A 21707-nucleotide genomic window follows, 5' to 3' on the forward strand; every position below is an offset into this window, starting at 1 on the left:
ATACAATGAGTGAAAAAATAACCTGTATTCTTCCGTATTCAAATGCGGAAGAGATGAAGCCTACGCTGGAGGCATTTCAGAAGGAAAAGGCGGCAAACATTATAGTAGTTGCCAAAGAGGCTGTTCATGTGGAAGGGGCCACTGTAATGGTATCAGAAGGTGATTTGGGAGCCACAGCAACTTGGAAACAATTGCAAAAGCATATCACCGGTGATTTTGTGGCGGTTTATACCAAAGCGATGGCCTTGAATATTGGTATGAATGCCTTAGAACGCATGGCGCGATGCTGTGCCGATGCAGACGCCGGTATGGTGTATGCCGACTATTACGAAAAGAAGAACGGACAGCTGTCGGCACATCCCGTAATCGAATATCAGGAAGGGAGCCTTCGCGATGATTTTAATTTCGGCTCTTTATTGCTGTATAAGGCCAATGCTCTTAAAGCAGCGATTGAAGCAATGGATGCTGATTATAAGCATGCTGCCTTATATGATTTGCGCCTGCGCATATCACAGAACCACCGTCTCTTGCATCTCCCTGAACTGCTGTATACCGAAGTGGAGCTGGATACACGCAAGTCGGGAGAGAAGATGTTTGACTATGTGGATCCTCGTAATCGCGAGCGTCAGATTGAGATGGAAATGGCATGTACGGCTCATCTAAAGTCAGTGGGTGCTTATCTGAAGCCTGAATTTAAAAAGATTGAGTTCACTGCGTCCGACTTCCCGGTGGAAGCATCTGTTATTATTCCGGTGCGGAACCGCGAAAAAACCATTGGTGATGCCATCGAATCTGTATTAAAGCAAAAAACAGATTTTTCTTTTAACCTGATTATTGTTGATAACCATTCAACGGATAAAACCTCTGAAATTATACGTTCTTTCAGTGATGAGCGCTTGATTCATATCATTCCCGAGCGTGATGATCTGGGAATTGGTGGCTGCTGGAATGTGGCGGTGGCCGATGCCCGCTGTGGTAAATTCGCCATCCAACTGGATAGTGATGACCTGTATATTGATGAGACCGTAATTGAACGTATTGTGAAAGCTTTCTATGAGCAAAATTGTGCCATGGTAGTGGGTAGTTACCAAATGGTGAACTTCAAGCTTGAAGAAATTCCTCCGGGATTAATCGATCACAAGGAGTGGACACCTGATAATGGACGAAACAATGCCTTGCGCATCAATGGGCTGGGTGCTCCGCGTGCCTTTTATACACCGGTGCTGCGCGATGTAAAAGTGCCCAATACAAGCTATGGCGAAGATTATGCGCTGGGACTTAATATCAGTCGTCACTATCAGATTGGTCGCATTTATGATCCGTTATACCTCTGTCGCCGCTGGGATGATAACTCAGATGCCTCGCTGGATATTAATAAGATGAATGCCCATAATTTCTATAAGGATAAAATCCGCACCATGGAGTTTATGGCACGTAAGCAGGTAGTTAATAGAAAGTAGAAATAAGTCCGGAGTGAAAAGGTGAGCGCAGAGCCATTCAGTCGGTGACCATAAGTATCGTGTAAATGTCACCTCCTGAATAGGAATACAGCCTTACTTGGACTCAATTAATAACCAAGCTGAAAATAGCTATCAGCGAAAGGCGGGTAGCTATCAGCTAACATAAAGCAAGCTGCCACTAGCTTATCGCTAGTGACTAGCTTCCAGAAGCTTGACAAATGAATATTTCTCTCAAAACCAAAAAACTTATTGAGCACCAGGTTCTAAATTGGAGCCTGGCTGCCAATAACTACGCCGACCTTGAAAAGGTTCAGACCAAAAGTGTTACGCTGGTAGGAGGCAGCACTGTTAAGGTGCAGTTTAATCCCGGACGTATCCGCTCATCGGCGGCTAAAGTCGATGCGCAATCCATTCAGGAACGTCCCTGTTTTCTCTGTGAGAAAAATCGCCCGGCCGAACAGGAAGGGGTTGATATTGATGATTATACTATCTTGATTAATCCTTTTCCAATATTTCCGGAGCACCTTACCGTTCCGCACCAGCAACATACCTTACAGTTGATTGCGCCTTATTTCCCTTCGATGCTGAAGCTAGCAAGGGAGTTAGATGAGTTTACCCTGTTTTACAACGGACCCAAGTGTGGTGCCTCAGCCCCGGATCACTTCCATTTTCAGGCGGGTATAAAAGGATTTATGCCCGTTGAAAAAGATTTCAGGGAAGCAACGTATGCACAGCTTATTGGAGTGCAGAATAATGTGAAAGTGTTTAACTGGCATGGCTATCAGCGGGGCGTTATTACATTTTCAAGTGAGAATGCCGAGGCCATTGCCAACCTTTTCACCCATTTACACCAACTGTTGTGGGCGAATCAGAAGGAGGAGGTGGAGCCAATGCTAAATGTTTTGGCTTACAATGAGAATGAGGAATATGTAGTGCATGTATTCCCTCGTATTTTGCACCGTCCGTCGTGTTATTTTGCCCAGGGCGATGCGCAATTACTGATAAGTCCGGCTTCTGTAGATATGGGGGGAGTGTTTATCACGCCACGTCCGGAGGACTTTGAGAAGATCAATGCCGGCCATGTAGCTGATATTTTAAGTCAAGTCTGCATGCATGAAGATGATTGTTTGAAATTATTGAAAGAACTATTAAAATGCTGTTAGGAGCTGGCGACTACTAGTAAGTTCTGAAAGTTGCATTATCATTAAGTTTTTAGGGAACGCTTCTTTATAAACATCTTAGGAAAGAGAACCGTTCCCTAAAACTTATTAAACGCTCTACTAGCTTAAGAAACTGAGAGATAAATTTAAAAGAAACCTTAGCTTCGATGTAAAGTCCGGCATTTAACAGCAAAGCACGCTAATATCTAATCTATGACGAATCCAATAACCCAATTTCAAGCCACAGATATACCTGAACTAGCGCGTTTTTTGAACGCCTCTTGGGAGTATGACACAATAACAGAAACCTTACTCGAAGAAAAGTTGCAAGGCGATCCTTACTGGCTGCCCGAAGCAACATTTGTTTATCGGAAAGGCAATCGTATTGTTGGCTTTATGCAAGGTGTGATGCGCGATATAAGAGGCACGCGCTATGCCTATATCAAGCTAATGGCTGTAACTGCAGAAGAGCGCAGGCAAGGGATTGCAACAGCTTTGTACGATCGTATTGAAAAGGTATTTGTGGATGCAGCGGCCGATGTAGTGCGTATCTACGATGTGCCCCTTAATTATTTTATGCCGGGCATTGATCCACGTTATACACCCGCTCTTTGTTGGGCCATGCGTAAAGGTTTTGTACGCTTTAGCGATACCGCTAATTTGTTGGTTGATTTGAACCAGGATTGGAATATGAGCCCTAGAGAACTGGCGCTGCGAGACGAGAATATTGAAGTGCGCCGTGCTAATCCTGATGATAAACAAGCTGTTCTTGATTTTATTAAAGACGAATGGCAGCTGTGGAGCAATGAGGTGGAGATGGCTTTTGCCAATGCAGTACCATCCATTCACATTGCCTTGCTCAAAGGGGAGGTGAAAGCATTTTCGGCACATAACGCCAATAATAAAGGCACCGGTTGGTTTGGTCCCATGGGAACGCATCCTGATCTGAGGGGCAAAGGCATGGGAGCCATTTTGTTAAAGCGATGCCTGCAGGATATGAAAAACATGGGGTTGTCGCATTCAGTTATTCCGTGGGTGGGTCCCATTGACTTCTATGCCTGGCACGCTAATGCTCGCGTGGATCGTGTTTTTTGGCGCTTCGAAAAGAAACTAAAGTAGGCGGGTATTCTGATAGCTCCGGACTCTGGACCATCGGCTTCAGGATCTTTAAAATGTAAATCAGGCACTTTGCACTAGGCACTAATCATATTGTAAACTCAGCTTCGGACTCCGGACTTCCGGTCTTCGGACTAAAGAAAATATCATGGAAAAAATCCCTGTAATACATGTAGGTATTCAGTTTAAAGAATCTATAGAATTCACCCTGCATGGCGCACACACAAGCAATGCGGGTATTGCGCTTAATGGCAGATACAAGGTCAAACGCGTTAAAGGTGGTCTTGAGCTTAGTAATGGTCATGATCGTATTAGCCTGCCTTCAGGCTCACTTATTAAGCCACAGGATAATGATGCATTTTTTACGCTTCATGATGTTACCATTGGCATTAATTTTCATTGGGAGCGGGATGAAGATCAGTCTTTCAAAGGAGCCTTGAAGCTTTTGGTAGATAAGGACCTTATCAACGCCATCAATGTATTGCCTGTTGAGGACTATTTGATGAGTGTGATTTCTTCTGAGATGAGCGCCACATCATCCCTTGAACTTTTGAAGGCCCATGCGGTAATTTCGCGCAGTTGGTTGCTGGCCCAAATACAGAAAAATGAAAATATAAAGCAGAAAAATGATGAATATCAGTCTGTTTTTGAGTCTGACACGGAGTTTATAAAATGGTACGATCGTGAGGATCATCATCATTTCGATGTGTGTGCTGATGATCATTGTCAGCGTTATCAGGGTATTACAAGGGCCAATACGCCGGAGGTGGTTAAGGCTGTACGTGCCACCTGGGGTGAGGTACTCTTGTATGATGACGCTATCTGTGATGCACGATTCTCAAAATGCTGTGGTGGCATGGTCGAGCAGTTCGAAAATGTGTGGGAGCCAGTTAATCATCCCTATCTTCAGGCTTTTGTGGATAATGAGCGTAATCCAGAGGGCTTTAAGTTGGACTTGAAAAAGGAAGATAATGCCGAAAAGTGGATGCGTGGTGCCCCCGTTGCTTATTGTAATACCAATGATCATGCGGTATTGTGCCAGGTGCTGAATGACTATGATCAGGAAACCAATGATTTTTATCGCTGGAAAGTGAGCTATACGCAGAAGGAAGTGAGTGAGTTGCTTGCCAAGAGAACGGGCATCGACTTTGGTATAATACAGGACATGGTACCTGTAGAGCGGGGCGATTCAGGTCGTTTAATAAAGCTTAAAATTATAGGTGATAAAAAAACGATGGTAATTGGTAAGGAGTTGGAGATTCGTAAAGCCTTGTCCGAATCGCATCTGTATAGTTCCGCTTTTATCATTGAGAAATCAGAGACCAACGGCGAAATCAACTTTACACTTGTGGGTGCCGGTTGGGGGCATGGTGTTGGTCTTTGTCAGATAGGAGCGGCTGTGATGGGAGCTAAAGGATATGATTACAACGCCATCTTAATGCATTATTTTAGAGGAGCAGAGTTGAAGAGAAAATATTAAAAGACTGAAGACAGAGGGCAGGAGACACAGTAAGAAGTATTGAAGTTGATTATTGCGCTTCAGTCCTTATACTTCATCATTAAGCATATTATTATGAAACAAAAATCCCCCTGGGCCTGGGTGCCCTCCTTATATTTTGCCGAAGGAATACCCTATGTTGTGGTTATGACGCTGGCTGTTATCATGTACAAAAAGTTGGATATTTCCAATACTGATATTGCTTTATACACCTCGTGGTTATATTTGCCTTGGGTAATAAAGCCATTTTGGAGTCCCATTGTGGATACCATTAAAAGTAAGCGATGGTGGATTGTTACCATGCAACTATTGATAGGCGCGGGACTGGCCGGTATTGCCTTTACTATTCCTACAGCATTTTTCTTTCAGTCCACGCTGGCCTTTTTCTGGTTGCTGGCTTTTAGTTCAGCTACCCACGATATTGCTGCCGATGGCTTTTATATGTTTGGCATGGATGAGAGTAAGCAAGCTTATTTTATTGGTATTCGCAGTACCTTTTATCGCTTGTCGATGATAGCTGGTCAGGGGCTTTTGGTTTTTTTGGCTGGTCAGCTGGAAGAGATGACGCTGTTTGGAAATGAAGGGCCAAGTGTTCCACTGGCGTGGTCATTAACCTTCTATATTATTACGGGAATGTTTTTGCTGTTTGCACTCTATCATAAGTTTGCCTTGCCCCACCCACCCGACGATCAGGATCGTGAGGTGAAGTCCTTCAATGATGTGCTGCGTGATTTTGGGCATACTTTTAAATCATTTTTTACTAAGAAGGATATTTGGGTAATTATGGGTATGTTGCTGTTTTACCGTCTGGGTGAGTCGCAGCTTGTTAAAATGGCATCTCCCTTTTTGCTGGACGCACGTGAAGTGGGCGGACTGGGCTTAAGCACCAGTCAGGTGGGTATAGTATATGGTACATTTGGTGTTATTTTTCTTACTATCGGAGGTATATTGGGTGGTTTGGTGGCCTCGCGTAAAGGCTTGAAATACTGGCTGTGGCCCATGGTAATCGCCATTAACCTGCCCAACCTCATGTATATTTATCTGTCCTATGCCTTGCCCGAATCATTTGTAATGGTGAGTATTGCCGTGGCTATTGAGCAGTTTGGCTATGGTTTTGGTTTTACAGCATATATGCTCTATCAAATATATGTTTCGGAAGGTCAGCATAAAACGGCCCATTTTGCCTTTTGCACAGGTTTAATGGCTTTGGGTATGATGATACCCGGTATGATATCCGGATGGGTACAGGAGATGATTGGCTACCAACATTTCTTTATCTGGGTAATGCTCTGCACCATTCCAAGCTTTGTTATGGTAAAGCTGGTGAAAGTAAATCCTACTTTTGGAATAAAAAAGGCAAATTAAAACATTGTTTGTTTGTGTGTAAAAGGAAAGCTGCATCCTTCGGGGTGTGGCTTTCTTTGCTTTGTTGTTTGTCATTCTACTCAAAGTCAAAGCAAACATAGCCCCGTGCCCGCCATACCTCCATCACGCTTTGACAAGGCAGGCTATAAGGGTCAAATAAGGGATTATCCGATTTTAGCTCCAATAAACCTTCCTCTGTTTTATGCAGCCGTTTAAAAACAACGCCTTCTTCGCGGGTAATAACAATGTGGGGTTCGCCCCATTTTAGTTGTTCCCAGTTTTGGGTGTATTCGCAAATGATGTAAGCGCCATGCTTGATGGGAAGCATGCTGTCGCCTTCAATCTGAAACACCCGATAAGTTTGGTGTTGCGATAATTCGGCAAAAGGAAGTGAAAAACGGGGGAGGTCAGCGATAAATTCGGCATCGGCATAGCCTGCTGTATAGCCAGCCGCAGCTTTTACCGGTACCAGCGATACATGCTCGGCATCACTTTGTTCATCCACCACAATGGGGAGGATTCTGATTTTCTCACCTTTCAGGTGTTCCGGTGTTTCTTTGTCTGCTTTTTGCAGATCAATGTACAGTAGTTCGTCAATTGTCCGTTTGTAGACCTCAATTATTTTTTCAAGACTTGATAGCTTGGGTTGCGACTGCCCCTTTTCCCACTTGCGGTAGGTAGATAGGGTAATTTTTAACTGACTAGCCGCCTGACGTTGCGACCAGTTTTTTAGCTGTCGTAAATAAATTATGTTACTTGATATTTGGTGCATTTGTGGATAAGGTGTTTTAAAATCCGGCGCAAAAGTAATATTGTTTATTGAAGATACTGTATGGAATAAGAAGAGAATGCTGCAAAAGAATGACTGGCTTACCAGTTAACCGAATACAAAAGTAGATATTCTAATTCGTAGAACTGTATTTCTTACAAATGTAACTATCTGTAATATAAATTACTGAATTACAATGTGTATCTCCCACCCCTACTAGAACATTAAAGGCCTTGTTATGTTTTACACTTGTTACGCAAGCTAAAAGTAATGGTGATGAAAGATAAAACGAATTCTTCCTATGCTGTTATTACAGGGGCAAGCAAAGGGCTGGGGAAAGCTTTCGCTTTTGAGTTGGCTCGTTTAGGTAGAAATATTGTATTGGTTAGTCTGCCTGACCAGAGACTGCAAAATGTTGTGGCTGCCATTAAAGGAACTTACGATGTTGAAGTTGCCTATTTCGAAACAGATTTTGTCTGCAGTGATAATATTATGGTTTTGTGTGAATGGCTCAATAGTAATTTCAACATCGATATTTTAATTAATAATGCAGGTGTGGGCGGCACAACCCGCTTTACCGATGTGAATGTTAATTATATAGAAACGATGATACAGGTGAATGTTACAGCAACGGTTATTCTTACTCATCAGCTTTTGTCAAATCTAAAAAGGCAAGCTTGTTCCTACATCTTAAACGTTTCAAGTATTGCCGCTTTTTCACCTGTTGGTTATAAAACGGTTTATCCGGCTTCAAAAGTATTTGTTCATTACTTTACTCGCGGTTTAAGGGCCGAGTTAAAAGATTCAAGTGTCAGTGTGAGTGTGGTTCATCCAGGACCAATGGCCACTAATCCTGAAATTGAGGCACGCATCGAAAAGCAGGGTTTTATCGCTAAGCTTACCTTGTTGAAGCCTGAGAAAGTAGCTCGTTTTGCTATTTGTCGTTTGCTAAAGAAAGATTCTGTGATTGTGCTGAGTCACTTTACGTGGGTGGTATCTAAACTACTGCCCGAGTGGTTAACCCTTTATCTGATGACCCGAATTGTGAAGCGTGAGATGAAAACCCAACTCGCCTAATCATCAGTCATGATTTAAGCTGATATACTAGAAGTATGAAGTCGGTATTTGTAACAGGAATAAATGGTTTGTTGGGCACCAATCTTGTCAATTTTTTATTAAAAAGTGGGTTTAAAGTATTTGGTCTGGTGCGCCACATCAACTCCTATCAAGGGATGCAGAGCGAGCACCTGAAGATTATAAGGGGTACCTTGTTTGATGATCACACAACGGTTCTGTCAAAGGTAGATTATGTGATTCATATAGCTGCTGTAACCGCACAGAATATTTTGTCGGAAACATATTATTGGAGGGTTAATACCAATGCCACCAAGCAGCTTTATCAAAACGCCATCAAATGCAATGTTAAGAAGTTTGTGTTTGTGAGTAGCGCCAATACCATTGGCTACGGTTCAAAGGAGAAACCGGGCAGTGAGGAGATGAGTTGGCGGCAACCCTTTTGTGATTCAATATACGCTCAAAGCAAGAAATTGGCCGAGAACCATGTTTTATCTGGCAAATGCCGTATGAAAACCATTGTTGTTAATCCGACATTTATGCTTGGTGCTTTTGATACTAAGCCAAGCTCCGGCAAGATAGTGCTCATGGCATGGAAAAAAAAGATGGTCTTTTATCCGCCCGGAGGTAAGAATTTTGTCCATGTTGAAGATGTAGCCAAAGGAATTTTATATGCCTTGCAAAAGGGACGAAATCGGAATAGATACCTTTTGTCCAATGAAAACTTGTCTTATTACGAGTTTTTTCAAAAGCTTAATAGGGTATGTCAGCAAAAGCCTGTTATGGTAAAAGTTCCAAAGGTGATTTTATTGGCGCTTGGTCATTTGGGCGATTTTCTGCGACGTGCGAATGTCGCTACAAGTCTGAGTTCTGTGAATATGCGCACATTGTGCATCAATAACTATTATACAAACCATAAGTCCGCCAGTGAGTTAGATTTGAGTTATCAGCCTGTTGATAAAGCCATAGAAGATGCAATAAGCTATTTCGAACACGGAGTTTCTACGTAAATGCTTATCTGCCTAAAAAACCGGGTTTTGTGTTGAAAAGCATCGAATCAAACCGGGCTTTTCTTATTTTCGGTGTTCATGGTTAAACTTTTTAGTATTAGTTTTGCGCTCGTGAATCATCAGTCGCAACATATCAATCGTAAATCTGTTAGCCGCTTTAAAAAGTGGAGCCGTAAAGGTTACGCCATTTTCGGATCGCTGGGGCATGTCGTGCACATTGGCCGTCTGTCGGTTGATTTGGTGCAATGGATTGGGCAAATTGTGTTGCATGTTGAAACAACGCTCCAACAAGCGCTAAAGCTGGAGCAGGACGATGATGATGACTTGAAGGAACTCAATGAAGAGGCATTGCTTACATTGGTTTTAGAAACGAATGATGTGGCATGTGCCGTAATCTATAACGAACATTATTAACAACCGTCAACAGGGCTAATCCTTGTTGGCGGTTTTTTATTTGATGCATATGGTACAAGAGATTACCGAACGAATTCTACAAGGCGGAGCGCTTACGCACGCGGAAGCCTTGGCCTTGGTTCATCTGGAGGATAAAGAGGAGCTTTATAGAGCAGCCGATGCGCTGCGTCGCCATTTTAAGGGCGATTTTATGGAAATGTGCTCCATCATGAATGCCAAATCGGGCAAGTGCACACAGGACTGTAAATGGTGCTCACAATCCATGTTTCATAATACCCATGTGGAGGAGTATGAGTTGGTTGATTTGCAGGAAGCCGAGCAGCTGGCTGAGGAAAATGCCGGTAAAGGGGTTTATCGGTTTTCGTTGGTGACCAGTGGGCGAGCTATTTCTAACAGCAACCTGGATAAATTGTGTGGGGTTTACAAAAGCATTCAGCGTAAAACGCCCATTCACCTATGTGCTTCAATGGGCTTATTAAACCGTTCACAACTCGATAAGTTGCGGGAAGCCGGCGTGGGGCATTACCATTGCAATATCGAAACCGCGCCATCGTATTTTAAAGAGGTGTGTAGCTCGCATACCATGGAAGATAAAGTTCGTACTATAAAGGCAGCGCGTGCAGCCGGGATGGGTATCTGTTCGGGAGGCATCATCGGCATGGGCGAAACCATGGAGCAGCGCATCGAAATGGCCTTTACGCTGTCGGAGTTGGAGATTGAGTCCATCCCATTGAACGTGCTGATGCCGGTGGAAGGCACACAGTTAGCGGGCGCAAAGCCTTTGTCGGATGAGGAGGTCTTGACCACTTTTGCGCTCTTTCGCCTGATTAATCCTAAGGCTAACATTCGTTTGGCCGGTGGTCGTAACCTCATTAGTCATATTCAGGATAGGGCTTTAAATGCGGGAGTGAGTGCGGCTTTGGTGGGCGATTACTTAACGACTGTTGGTACCAATATCAACCAGGATAAAGAGGCATTTAGCGGTGCCGGTTTTTCGCTTGATCATGAATTATTGAAAGAAAGAACCTGTTGTAAAGCCTAATTTGAGTTTGGAATGGATATAAATCAACTGATTGATATTGACCGTGAGCATGTGTGGCATCCCTATACTTCCATGCATAAGCCGCTGCCTGTTTACCCGGTTGAAAGGGCGGAATCCTGCACTATTTATCTTAAGGATGGTCGAGCGTTAACGGATGGCATGTCATCGTGGTGGGCGGCTGTTCACGGCTATAATCATCCGGTTTTAAATGCGGCTGTTGAGAAGCAGTTAAAAAGTATGTCGCATGTAATGTTTGGTGGATTGACGCATGCGCCGGCCGTTGAGCTGGCTTCCCGCCTGGTTGCTCTTACGCCACCGGTTTTACAAAAGGTGTTTTTTTGTGATTCGGGCTCGGTAGCCGTTGAAGTGGCCATGAAGCTGGCGCTGCAGTATTGGATAGCACAAGGACAGAGCGAGAAGTCGAAGTTTGCCACAATACGTTCCGGCTATCACGGCGATACCTGGAATGCCATGTCGGTTTGCGATCCCGAAACGGGAATGCACCACATCTTCAGTAAAGCGTTGCCGGTGCATTTCTTTGCAACTCAGCCAAGGTGTCCGTTTGGTTCATCTGCTATTCAGCCCGATGTAGAGGCGGTACATGCCATTTTGCAAAAACATCACAACGAAATTGCTGCCTTCATTCTGGAGCCAATTGTACAAGGGGCTGGGGGGATGTGGTTTTATTCCGCTGACTACTTACGTGAGTTGAGGTCGCTGTGTAATCGTTACAATGTGTTGCTCATTGCCGATGAAATTGCTTCCGGCTTCGGGCGTACAGGCAAGCTCTTTGCTTGTGAGCATGCTGATATCACACCTGATATTATGTGCTTAGGTAAGGCCATTACAGGCGGCTATATGAGCTTTGCTGCTACTTTAACCACCAATCTGGTGGCTGAAACCATCAGTAATGGTCAGCCGGGCGTGTTTATGCACGGGCCCACTTTTATGGGTAATCCCTTGGCTTGTGCGGTAGCCAATGCAAGTATTGATTTACTAATGAAGCCGAACTGGGAGCAGAAAGTGCAGCACATAGAAGCGCAACTTCAAAAGGGTCTGAGTCCTTGCCGGCAATTACATAATGTGAAAGAGGTGCGTTGCTTAGGGGCGATTGGTGTAGTGGAGCTGCATCAGCCGGTTGATATGGCGGTTGTGCAACAACGTTTTGTGGAGCTGGGTGTGTGGGTTCGTCCCTTTGGGCAAAATGTTTATCTCATGCCCCCTTTCATTATCTGTGATGATGAATTGGAAAAGCTATGTTCTGCAGTTTATCAGGTCGTTAAAGAGGAGGGAGCGCAATGACTTATGAAGAACAACTGGCCGGATTAGAGGAGGCCGGGGCGTTACGTGAGTTAAGAGATGTGGAGCCGTTGAGCGGTGCGTACTGTCGTTATAGCAATCAGAAATTATTCAACCTTACGTCCAATGATTATTTGGGATTGGCCAATGATGGGTGGCTCAGGCAGTTCTTTTATCATCAGCAGGAAGAAGGGGGGAGGTTTCATTTTGGAGCCTCTTCATCGCGTTTGTTAACGGGCAATACAACGCTGTATGATGAGGTAGAGTACTTGTTGAAAAGTAACTACCAGGCTGAAGCGGCTTTGTTTTTCAACAGTGGCTATCATGCCAATATGGGGATTTTGCCGGCTTTGGCCGACAAGCAGGACTTACTCCTGTCTGATAAACTGTGTCATGCCAGCCTGATTGATGGCATTCGCTTGAGTAACGCGGAGCATGTACGCTACCGACATCTCGATTATGAGCAGCTGGAAGCCATCTTAGCGAAGCGACGACATCTCTATCAGCGGGTTTTTATCGTCACCGAGTCGGTGTTTAGCATGGATGGCGATATGGCCGATTTACAACAGCTTGCGGCAATTAAAGAGCGCTACGATTGTACTTTGTATGTCGATGAAGCCCATGCGGTAGGAGTATTGGGCGATAAGGGTTTGGGGTTGTGTGAGGTGCAGCAGGTAAGCCATCGCATTGATATTATTGTGGGTACCTTGGGTAAGGCTTATGCCTCGGTGGGTGCTTTTGCTGTTGTAAGCAGTGTCATAAAGCGGCTGTTGGTGAATAAGTCGCGCACCTTAATCTATACCACCGCTTTGCCACCAATAAATATGGCATGGACGAAGTTTATCATTGAGCGGATGGCCGGGTTTAATGAGCAACGTAAGCGCTTGAAGAGTCTGTCTGTGTTTATGCGCGAGGCTTTGCTCCAAAAGGGGTATCCGGTGCATCAAAGTCACATTATGCCTGTTCTGTTGGGGGCTAATAAAGTGGCGGTGCAATTGGCCGAACACCTGCAAAAGGAGGGCTATTTGGTTTTTCCCATTCGTCCGCCAACGGTGCCGCTAAATACCGCAAGATTGCGTATCTCATTAACATCAACGATGGAGCAGGCCGATTTGGAAAGCTTTTTACAACATATCCCTTACAATCAAAATCAATGAAATATACCTGGTTACATAAGAATTATGTGGAAAGGCTGATCCTGTTTTTTAACGGATGGAGTTGCGATGAACAGCCCTTTAGAACCATTGGTGATGGTGGAAATGATGTGCTGATGGTCTATGATTATCGCGATTTAGCCTTGCCAAACCAGGTGATTGAAGCCATGGAACAGTATCAAAGTGTTTCAGTGGTCGCCTGGTCTTTTGGGGTTTGGGTGGCTCAGGTGGCGCTGGGGTCACTTAAATATAAGCTGGAGCGCACCATAGCGGTGAATGGCACAGGAGCGCCTGTTGATAAGGCTTTGGGTATTCCGGCGCCAATAGCAATGGGTACCTTATCGGGTCTGAATGACAGAAACCTGCAAAAGTTTCAGCGGCGCATGTTTTGCACAAAGGAGCATTGGGCACTGTTCAGAGCCAATCAACCGGTTCGACCGCTGGATGAAGTGAAAGATGAGCTGTTTCTGCTTTTGCAGCATGTGAAAGTGCAGAATCTAACAGGTGATTTTTACGATACGGCTCTTATTGGTTCTTGTGATCTGATATTTCCTGCGGCTAATCAGCATCGTTATTGGAAAGACCGGGCCGCAATCATTGAATTGGAACAAGGCCATTTTTGCTTTTATGAATTTGAGAGCTGGGAGCAAATCATTCATTTAACAACCTGATATGATAAAGGAAATATTAAAAGTCACGCCACCGATTGATAAAAACTTACTTAAGAAACGTTTCGGGGCGGCTTCATCGACTTACGGTGAACATGCAAAAGTTCAGCAGCGCATGGCCGTTCGTTTGGTCGAAATGGCACAAATGTACTTGTCGGCTAAGCAAGGTCGGGTACTGGAGTTTGGCTGTGGAACCGGCTTATTAACTCAACAAATTATAAAGCATTTTTCAGTAGGTCATTATGTCATCAACGATTTGGTTGGTGATGTCAGTGGCTTGGTTCATACCATCCTCAAGAATAGAGTTACAAAGCAGCAGTTTATTGCCGGAGATGTTGAGTGCCTCGATTTGCCAGATGCATTGGATAGTATCTGGTCGGGTGCAACCATTCAGTGGATAAACCAATTGCAGCCGTTTTTTTATAAACTATCTCAGCATCTGAAGCCCGGAGCTTATTTGCTTGTGTCGTCATTTGGGCCCAATAACTACAAGGAGATAAAAGCCACAACCGGCAATGGAATCGCTTATGAAACAAAGGAGCAGTTGATTTCTGCGGCAAGCAGTGGTTTTGAACTGATAGCTTTTGAGGAGTGGCAGGAGCAGTTGTGGTTTAACAGTCCGCTGGAGGTGTTAAAGCACATGCGCAGCACCGGCGTAAATGGTGTTTCTGCGTGTTCCTGGACCAAGGGTAAAATGAATGCCTTCTGTAATTCCTACAGCCAATGGGCTCAATCTGATGGGTATCCGCTCACCTATCATCCTTATTTAATGGTATTCAAAAAGAACTAAATATGTCAACTTACTTTATAACAGCCATCGATACGGATGCCGGAAAAACTGTGGTGACCGGCTTACTGGCAAAATACATTAAAGCGCTTAGACGCGATGTTATCACCATGAAACTGTCGCAAACCGGGTGTGAAAAGTTGTCCGATGATATTGTGGTGCATCGGCAGATAATGCGAGTGGAGCTTAGTGAAGATGATAAGAGCGGTTTGACCTGTCCTTATTTATTTCCATTTCCGGCCAGTCCGCACTTGGCTGCAGCAATGGAAAACAAACGTATTTCAGAAAAGGTATTGATGAACGCCCTTGAAGCTCTTGAAATGAAACATGAACATGTACTTGTTGAAGGCTTGGGCGGGCTAATGGTGCCTATTAATGACGAATTGCTGGTGGCCGACTTTATTCAGAAGTATAATTTCCCTGTTATATTGGTTACTTCGGGGCGGTTAGGCTCTATCAATCATACCCTATTGACTTTAGAAGCCTTAAAGGCACGGAATATTCCTGTTTATGGTGTTATTTATAATCACTACCCGCTTACGGCAAGCGAAATTACAGCCGATTCAGCATTGGTGATTAAATCATATCTGCAAGGTTACTATCCTGCGGCATTGTGGGGCGAAGTGCCGGTTATGGAAGGTGATTTTTGTAATAGTAATGCGCTATTGAAGGAGGCTTGGTTTCAGTAGAATTCCTTGGGCACAAGTTGTTGGTGTGAAAGTTATTAGAATCAGTGGTGTTTATTTTTTTATATGTTTTATGCTGTATATTTCTTTCTTTTTTGCTAACTTTTAAAAGCTAATGATTAAAACCGAACACTATGAAAGGGGGACACATCAACTTAATAGATCTCGATTTTGAGTATAAGATATGGAAGAATCGAATAGAGCTTTTTATTAATGAGATACAGATTTTAAAGAATAGAAATGAAGAGGTTAAGAATGAGGACTTTATAGGTGAGCTGAATACCGTGGAGCTAATGGTATTGGATGAGCACAGCGATCAGCTTAAAAAGTTATCCAATCGGATTAAGGTGCAGGAGCACGAACTACAGTTTTACAACAAAGATTTTCCCATTACGCAGGGTCATCAGTACTTTGTGGAACATGAGGCCTTGCGGCAAAAGATGGAGAATATATCAAAGTTGCATTTTCGCCGGGTGGCCGATCTAATCAATGCTTTGGGCATCTAGCCAAGGGCTTCGTATTTACCGGGCTCAGAAAAATGGCTTTTCCACATTTTTCCTTTCCTTTGCACAAAAAATAATCTCATGTACAAAGATTTCAAAACGCGCATAAAAGTAAAAGCCGAAATGGAAGATGCCTTTGCGGCATTTATCAACCCCTTTACAATAGAGCTATGGAGTGGCTATCCTGCTGTGATGAGCAAAACGCCGGGTACCGAGTTCTCTTTATGGGAAGGTGACATTGTGGGGCAAGTTTTGGAAGTGGAAGAGGAGAAGAAGATTGTGCAGGAGTGGTATTTTGGCGAGCAGGATGAGCCGTCCATTGTTACCCTTAAGTTTTTCCCCCAGAGTGGGGGGCGTGTGCAAATTGATCTGCTGCACACCAATATTCCCGAAGAGGCTTATGAGGATATTGTTGAGGGATGGAATGATTATTACCTGGGTGCCATTAAAACGTTTTTAGAGCTGGAGTAGCGTTTTTTGCTCAAAGGGGTATTCATAGCACCTTATACCCCTTCCTATGATTGTGTTTTTCCGGTCGGGTAGCACAGCTTTTATCCTATTTTCATAAAGTTTAACCAAAGCTGTTTTGCAACATGCATGGGCATGATAAGGATCAATTGGTCGGCATTTGAGGTGACTTATCTTTGCGGCAAATAAGTTTATATCCGCAACATGATAGCCATGTCGCCAATTAGTAGCATCATGATAAGTTTACAAGGCAGTGTACATGCCATTTTTTTTAGTCCCGCCCGTTCAACCAAAAAAATTGTTGAAGCCATAGCCGGTGGTATTTCTCATGAGGTTACACAACATGATATCACACAAGGTATGCACAATGCTATTTTGCTCAGCCGGCACGATATTGTGGTGGTGGGTGTACCCGCTTTTTCCGGCAGTGTACCACCTTTAGCCGCTCAATACTTGTCGAAGCTAAAGGGAAATGGAGCGAGAGCCATTATCGCCTGTGCCTATGGGAACTGTCACTACGAGAATACGCTTGCCGAGCTAAATAATATTTGTGTGGATGTTGGCTTAATACCCATCAGTTCAGGTGCTTTTGTGTCACGGCACTCGATGTTTCCTGAGTTGGGTAAAGGCCGGCCCGATCAGCGTGATTTGGATAATGCCCGTCAGTTTGGCAAAAAAAGCGTGATGCATTCGCGCATTGCAAAAGGAGAATCATTAAGTATAAGAGAGAATAAAGCCCGACGGGGACAGGGAATGGTTCCGTCAGTGGTGAAAGCTACAGCCGATTGTAACTACTGTGGTCGTTGCGTTCAGGCTTGTCCCAGTAGTGCCATCGCTATTGATAATCCCCGTAAGACAGATAAGAAATTATGTATCTCGTGCACACGCTGTATTGATGTGTGCCCCTATGGTGCCCGTAAGTTTAGCGGACTGATGTATTTGATTACCCAAAAGCGAATGGTAAACAAGAATAAAGAACGCAAGGAAAACGAGATATACCTTCCATTGTAATGGCTGACAGAAGCGTAGTAAATCGCCACGGTGAAGTGTTTAAAAGCTGCATTTGACCAATGACAGAAATCATTGATTTATGGAAATGATGGAGGTTAATTCGCAGCCTCAAAAAGGTCGTAGTGCTAAAGGTTAAAATTAATAAGTAGGACGATTAAGAAAGCCGGCTATACGACATATATACAGCCCGAAGCAATTTGTTTCGGGCTGTTTCGTGCACTCCTTAGTCGATGGCTATTTTAACAACAATTTTTTCTACGGCAGCGGGTGTGTCAATGCTAATGCCCGGCGCATGCATGTCTTCGGGGTAAAGCAGGCAAGCCATGCCGGCACTCATTTTGATGTTGGAGTAGTCCGCCACTTGGGCGAAGTGCAGGTCGCTGGATGCATCATAAGTTCCTGCTTTTACAACGCGACTGATGGGGGCAACAAGTATTTGCTCAATTCCCTGATGGATATACTGCATGTCAATATACTGACGATGACCCTCCATCTTTGCCTCGCCAGCATCTTTCGTTTCATATTTCTGAAAAATAGCGAAGACATCACGACCCTGAATCTCAACTTCCAAAGGATTGCCGGGCGTAACTTTGGCAAACAGTTTATCAAGATCTGTTTGTTCAAGATAATTTATTGCTGATTTAAATTTTCCGGGGTCGGATTGTTTGTGTAAATCCGACAGTGTTCCTATTATAGCCATATTCTTATGTGTTTATGTGGTTTTTATAAATGTACGCTTTTTCAATTAAAAGTGGTAGAGGAGAGATGCACGAAATCTGTTTTATCGAAAAAGAAATTGGAGGATGGTGCGATTTTTGTTATTATCGCATAAATCAAAATATTGTGTTATGCGTAGGTATTTTGTAATTGTACTATTTGCTTTTGGTCTGTTGGGGCTTAGCGCTCAGGAAAATAGGATCAATGATGTTAATAGCAAGCTTGGCCTCAGTAAAGAAGAGTTACCCGGTGATAGTCTTAAGATGGCGGAATTCGGCATTATGGTGGGGCTCAGTGCTTTTTCTGATTTTGACGGTATGTACGGTTTTAATACTTATGTAGCACCCCATTGGTCGCTCATGCCCTTTAAAAAGATACAAATCGATGTGCTTCCCTATTTGGGGCGCACGAGCTTTTATAATTTGCCCGCCTGGGGTCAGGTGGATGCCACGCAGCTCACCTTGGATGCTTCCATGTTACAGATTGGCGTGTATGCACAGGCCAACTACTTGCTTACCGAAAAGTGGTATGTGGGTGCTTCTGTATTCCTGGATAGGCACATTCCCGAAAGTTCAGCATCGCCTTTGCAAGGATTTAATAATTATGGTGCCTCCGGTCATGTGGGCTATCGCTTTACCGAATCATTCAGCGCTCAGCTGTCATTGGGTGTTAGTAAATACCAGGGACTGGCAATGCCTAGCCCCGGTTTCATCCCCATGATGCATCCCCGTAATCCTTATAACCGCTTCCAATAGCCGGACTAAAGACACTTATCTCTTCTGCCATGCTTATTGGATGAGGAAATGCGTAGGAAGTACGTTTTGTATTAATTATGCATTTACGCAACGGTTCTTTATAAATGTTTTATGATAAAGAACCATTCCATATACCACATCGAAAGCACTTCTGGTCATCTGATAAGTCATTACCTATAATTCTATCATTTGATCTTTTTTAGTTTGTGCATCCACCACTGTGATCGCCGCCATATCAACAATTTCGCGCACTGAGCATTGCTGTTGTAACACATGTATGGGTTTGCGAATGCCCAGTAGGATGGGGCCAATAATCTCTACCTGTCCCAGTTCATGCATCATTTTGTAGGCTATGTTACCCGAACTTAAGTTGGGAAAGATAATGGTGTTAACTTCTTTATCTCCCAACTTACAGAAGGGGAAGCTTTCTGCTCTTAGCTTTGCATTGAAGGCATAATTGGCCTGCATCTCACCATCCACAATCAGATCGGGATAGTTATTGTGCAGGTAATCCACGGCCTGGCGCACACGTAGGGGACTACCCTGCCGTGTCGATCCAAAGTTAGAATAGGAAACCAGCGCTACCACCGGGTCAATATTAAACTTTTTCACCTCATTAACAGTAAGCAGTGTGGTGTCGGCCAGCGTGCGAAACGAGGGTTCATAATTGACGGTTGTATCCGCGAAGAAGTAGGGGCCTTTTTTGGTCATGACAATGTACATGCCGGCAATATGATTCAGCGTGTTGTTGGTACCTGCAATCTGTAAAGCCGGTCGTATAGTCTCTGCATATTTATTGGAGAACCCTCCGAGAAAACCATCGGCTTCCCCTGTTTGCACCATCATGATACCAAAATAATTTCGATCCAGCATCTGGTAACGTGCTCGTTCTTTGTTCAGCCCCTTGCGCTGTCGTTTTGCATACAATAGCCCGGCATATTCATCCCGTTTATTTTCCAGCTCCGGAGTTTTATTGTCGATAATGGGTAATCCCTCTATGTCTATGTTGTTTTCGGCTGCTAGGGCCTCAATTTTTTGTTTGTTTCCCAAAAGTATGGGATGGGCAATTTTCTGTGTCCGCACTACTTCAATAGCTTTCAGAACCTTAAAATTGTCGGCATCGGAGAATACGATACGTTTGGCATCAGCCCTGGCTCGTGTTCGAATATCGCGCACCAGTTTATTGTATAGCCCCATGCGCTTCATCAGGTCAATTTTATAACGCTCCCAATCGGTTATGTCAAGTCGTGCCACCCCTGTTTCCATGGCCGCTTTGGCTACGGCCGGTGCTACCTCAGTAATAAGTCGCGGATCCAAAGGCTTGGGAATGATATAGTCCCTTCCAAAAATCAGGTTCTGACTCTTGTAAGCTGCATTTACCTGATCCGGAACTTCTTTCTTGGCCAGGTTGGCCAGGGCATATACAGCGGCTTTTTTCATGTCCTCATTAATAGCTTTGGCCCGCACATCCAGGGCGCCCCTGAAGATAAAGGGAAAGCCTAATACATTATTCACCTGGTTGGGGTAGTCCGAGCGTCCCGTGGCAACAATTACATCGGGTCGCGCTCCAATGGCTGCTTCATAGCTGATCTCGGGCACCGGGTTGGCCAGGGCAAACACAATAGGGTTGTCGGCCATCTGCTGTACCATTTCCTGACTTAATACATTGCCTTTGGATAAGCCCAGAAACATATCAGCACCCTGGATGACCTGATCAATACGGTTGAGGTGGCTATCTTGTGCAAACTCACGCTTGTATTTGTTCAGGTCGTTTCTTTGATGGGTTATTAATCCTTTGCTGTCCAGCATCCATAGGTTATTGAGTTTAACGCCCAGACTAATGTATAGTTTCGAGCACATAATGGCTGATGCGCCCGCTCCATTAACTACAATTTTCATGTCCTCAATGTGCTTGCCTGTTATCTCAATGGCGTTGAGTAATCCGGCGGCCGATATGATGGCTGTTCCATGCTGATCATCGTGAAATACTGGTATATCAAGGGCTTCCTGTAATTGTGTTTCTATTTCAAAACATTCGGGAGCCTTGATGTCTTCCAGATTAATACCACCAAAGGTAGGCGCAATGGCTTTTACAACCGTAACCATTTCATCAACCTTTTTGGTATTTACCTCAATGTCAAATACGTCCACATCAGCAAATACCTTAAATAAAAGGCCTTTGCCTTCCATCACCGGCTTGCCGGCAGTGGCTCCTATATCTCCGAGTCCCAGCACCGCCGTACCATTGGATATAACGCCCACCAGGTTGCCTTTAGCCGTATATCGATAGGCATCGTCTGCATTCTTTTCAATCTCTTTGCAGGGTTCGGCAACGCCCGGTGAGTAGGCGAGGGATAAATCCAGCTGGGAGCTGTAGGGTTTGGTGGGAATTACCTCAATTTTTCCGGGGCGTCCGTTTTCGTGGTAATGAAGGGCATCTTCTCTAGTAGTAGACATGCGGTTTTGTTTTTAATTGATTGTGGGTGTTGATTATTTTTCGTCGCTAGATGTTGCGAAACATCGTGGTTTGATAAATAAAATGCACCCTGTAAGGTAGTTAAAAGCAAGATTAAAATCCAGCCAGTATTATGTAGTAAGTTCTGAAAGTTCCATTTTTATTTAGCATTTAGGGAGCGGTTCTTTATAAGCATCCTACGGTAGAGAACCGTTCCCTAAAACTTGGATATATCCATATCGGTAGAAATGAGTGTGTATTAATAAAAAAACACTTTTATGTGGAATTGGATCTGT

The 21707-nt window shown here is 44.1% G+C and carries 21 protein-coding genes; 18 read left to right on the forward strand and 3 right to left on the reverse strand.

Translation table 11 applies throughout. From position 1 onward, the window contains the following. Positions 1 to 5 precede the first annotated feature (5 nt). The 5 genes from ACRD7A_RS11950 (at position 6) to ACRD7A_RS11970 (ending at position 6599) form a co-directional block, all read left to right on the forward strand. Positions 6 to 1460 (forward strand): glycosyltransferase family 2 protein, encoded by a 1455-nt coding sequence (locus tag ACRD7A_RS11950; RefSeq protein ID WP_430811246.1) that lies wholly within the window; start codon positions 6 to 8, stop codon positions 1458 to 1460. 218 nt (positions 1461 to 1678) lie between these two features. Then, the gene (locus ACRD7A_RS11955) at positions 1679 to 2623 is read left to right on the forward strand and encodes a DUF4922 domain-containing protein (protein WP_430811245.1); all 945 of its coding nucleotides are present in this window, start codon (positions 1679 to 1681) and stop codon (positions 2621 to 2623) included. A gap of 210 nt (positions 2624 to 2833) precedes the next feature. Continuing rightward, positions 2834 to 3739, forward strand: a complete 906-nt coding sequence (locus ACRD7A_RS11960) for a GNAT family N-acetyltransferase (protein WP_430811244.1) — start codon at positions 2834 to 2836, stop codon at positions 3737 to 3739. Positions 3740 to 3884: 145 nt separating this feature from the next. After that, on the forward strand, positions 3885 to 5216 hold the full coding sequence (locus ACRD7A_RS11965) for a SpoIID/LytB domain-containing protein (protein WP_430811243.1): 1332 nt from the start codon (positions 3885 to 3887) through the stop codon (positions 5214 to 5216). A 93-nt stretch (positions 5217 to 5309) separates the two neighbouring features. Continuing rightward, positions 5310 to 6599 (forward strand): AmpG family muropeptide MFS transporter, encoded by a 1290-nt coding sequence (locus tag ACRD7A_RS11970; RefSeq protein WP_430811242.1) that lies wholly within the window; start codon positions 5310 to 5312, stop codon positions 6597 to 6599. A 76-nt stretch (positions 6600 to 6675) separates the two neighbouring features. Here the strand turns inward: ACRD7A_RS11970 and ACRD7A_RS11975 are convergent, their stop codons facing one another. Further along, on the reverse strand, positions 6676 to 7371 hold the full coding sequence (locus tag ACRD7A_RS11975) for an XRE family transcriptional regulator (protein WP_430811241.1): 696 nt from the start codon (positions 7369 to 7371) through the stop codon (positions 6676 to 6678). A 273-nt stretch (positions 7372 to 7644) separates the two neighbouring features. Between ACRD7A_RS11975 and ACRD7A_RS11980 the strand changes: the two genes are divergently transcribed. From ACRD7A_RS11980 to ACRD7A_RS12035, 12 genes are all read left to right on the forward strand, one after another. Next, a complete protein-coding gene (locus ACRD7A_RS11980; RefSeq protein WP_430811240.1) occupies positions 7645 to 8445 on the forward strand; it encodes an SDR family NAD(P)-dependent oxidoreductase in 801 nt (266 codons plus the stop codon). A gap of 35 nt (positions 8446 to 8480) precedes the next feature. Then, on the forward strand, positions 8481 to 9452 hold the full coding sequence (locus ACRD7A_RS11985) for an NAD-dependent epimerase/dehydratase family protein (protein ID WP_430811239.1): 972 nt from the start codon (positions 8481 to 8483) through the stop codon (positions 9450 to 9452). A gap of 78 nt (positions 9453 to 9530) precedes the next feature. Beyond that, entirely contained in the window at positions 9531 to 9866 is a 336-nt protein-coding gene (locus tag ACRD7A_RS11990) for a hypothetical protein (protein WP_430811238.1), read from the forward strand. Positions 9867 to 9915: 49 nt separating this feature from the next. Further along, entirely contained in the window at positions 9916 to 10908 is a 993-nt protein-coding gene (gene bioB / locus ACRD7A_RS11995) for a biotin synthase BioB (protein WP_430811237.1), read from the forward strand. Between the two features lie 12 nt (positions 10909 to 10920). After that, positions 10921 to 12210 (forward strand): adenosylmethionine--8-amino-7-oxononanoate transaminase, encoded by a 1290-nt coding sequence (gene bioA / locus ACRD7A_RS12000; protein ID WP_430811236.1) that lies wholly within the window; start codon positions 10921 to 10923, stop codon positions 12208 to 12210. After that, entirely contained in the window at positions 12207 to 13364 is a 1158-nt protein-coding gene (locus ACRD7A_RS12005) for an aminotransferase class I/II-fold pyridoxal phosphate-dependent enzyme (protein WP_430811235.1), read from the forward strand. The genes bioA and ACRD7A_RS12005 overlap by 4 nt, the downstream gene beginning before the upstream one ends. Beyond that, positions 13361 to 14032 carry a DUF452 family protein gene (locus ACRD7A_RS12010; protein WP_430811234.1) on the forward strand — a complete coding sequence of 224 codons (672 nt, stop codon included), beginning with the start codon at positions 13361 to 13363 and terminating at the stop codon, positions 14030 to 14032. Before ACRD7A_RS12005 ends, ACRD7A_RS12010 begins: the two co-directional genes overlap by 4 nt. Before the next feature lies 1 nt (position 14033). Next, a complete protein-coding gene (gene bioC / locus ACRD7A_RS12015) occupies positions 14034 to 14819 on the forward strand; it encodes a malonyl-ACP O-methyltransferase BioC (protein ID WP_430811233.1) in 786 nt (261 codons plus the stop codon). A 2-nt stretch (positions 14820 to 14821) separates the two neighbouring features. Continuing rightward, positions 14822 to 15505: a dethiobiotin synthase gene (bioD, locus tag ACRD7A_RS12020; RefSeq protein WP_430811232.1), complete on the forward strand. Its 684-nt coding sequence runs from the start codon at positions 14822 to 14824 to the stop codon at positions 15503 to 15505. 131 nt (positions 15506 to 15636) lie between these two features. Next, the gene (locus ACRD7A_RS12025) at positions 15637 to 16008 is read left to right on the forward strand and encodes a hypothetical protein (RefSeq protein ID WP_430811231.1); all 372 of its coding nucleotides are present in this window, start codon (positions 15637 to 15639) and stop codon (positions 16006 to 16008) included. A 78-nt stretch (positions 16009 to 16086) separates the two neighbouring features. Then, positions 16087 to 16476, forward strand: a complete 390-nt coding sequence (locus ACRD7A_RS12030; protein ID WP_430811230.1) for an SRPBCC domain-containing protein — start codon at positions 16087 to 16089, stop codon at positions 16474 to 16476. 231 nt (positions 16477 to 16707) lie between these two features. Continuing rightward, positions 16708 to 17484, forward strand: coding sequence for a 4Fe-4S binding protein (locus ACRD7A_RS12035; protein WP_430811229.1), 777 nt, complete (start codon positions 16708 to 16710; stop codon positions 17482 to 17484). Between the two features lie 223 nt (positions 17485 to 17707). Here ACRD7A_RS12035 and ACRD7A_RS12040 read toward each other — a convergent pair whose 3' ends face one another. Beyond that, entirely contained in the window at positions 17708 to 18184 is a 477-nt protein-coding gene (locus ACRD7A_RS12040) for a NanQ anomerase/TabA/YiaL family protein (protein ID WP_430811228.1), read from the reverse strand. A 148-nt stretch (positions 18185 to 18332) separates the two neighbouring features. On the opposite strand from ACRD7A_RS12040, the gene ACRD7A_RS12045 reads away from it, so the two are divergent. Beyond that, on the forward strand, positions 18333 to 18956 hold the full coding sequence (locus ACRD7A_RS12045) for a hypothetical protein (protein WP_430811227.1): 624 nt from the start codon (positions 18333 to 18335) through the stop codon (positions 18954 to 18956). A gap of 174 nt (positions 18957 to 19130) precedes the next feature. Here the strand turns inward: ACRD7A_RS12045 and ACRD7A_RS12050 are convergent, their stop codons facing one another. Then, a complete protein-coding gene (locus ACRD7A_RS12050) occupies positions 19131 to 21413 on the reverse strand; it encodes an NADP-dependent malic enzyme (RefSeq protein WP_430811226.1) in 2283 nt (760 codons plus the stop codon). Between the last annotated feature and the right edge of the window lie 294 nt (positions 21414 to 21707).

Origin of the sequence: Carboxylicivirga longa (assembly GCF_050589825.1) — a bacterium.
Classification (GTDB): Bacteria; Bacteroidota; Bacteroidia; order Bacteroidales; family Marinilabiliaceae; genus Carboxylicivirga; species Carboxylicivirga longa.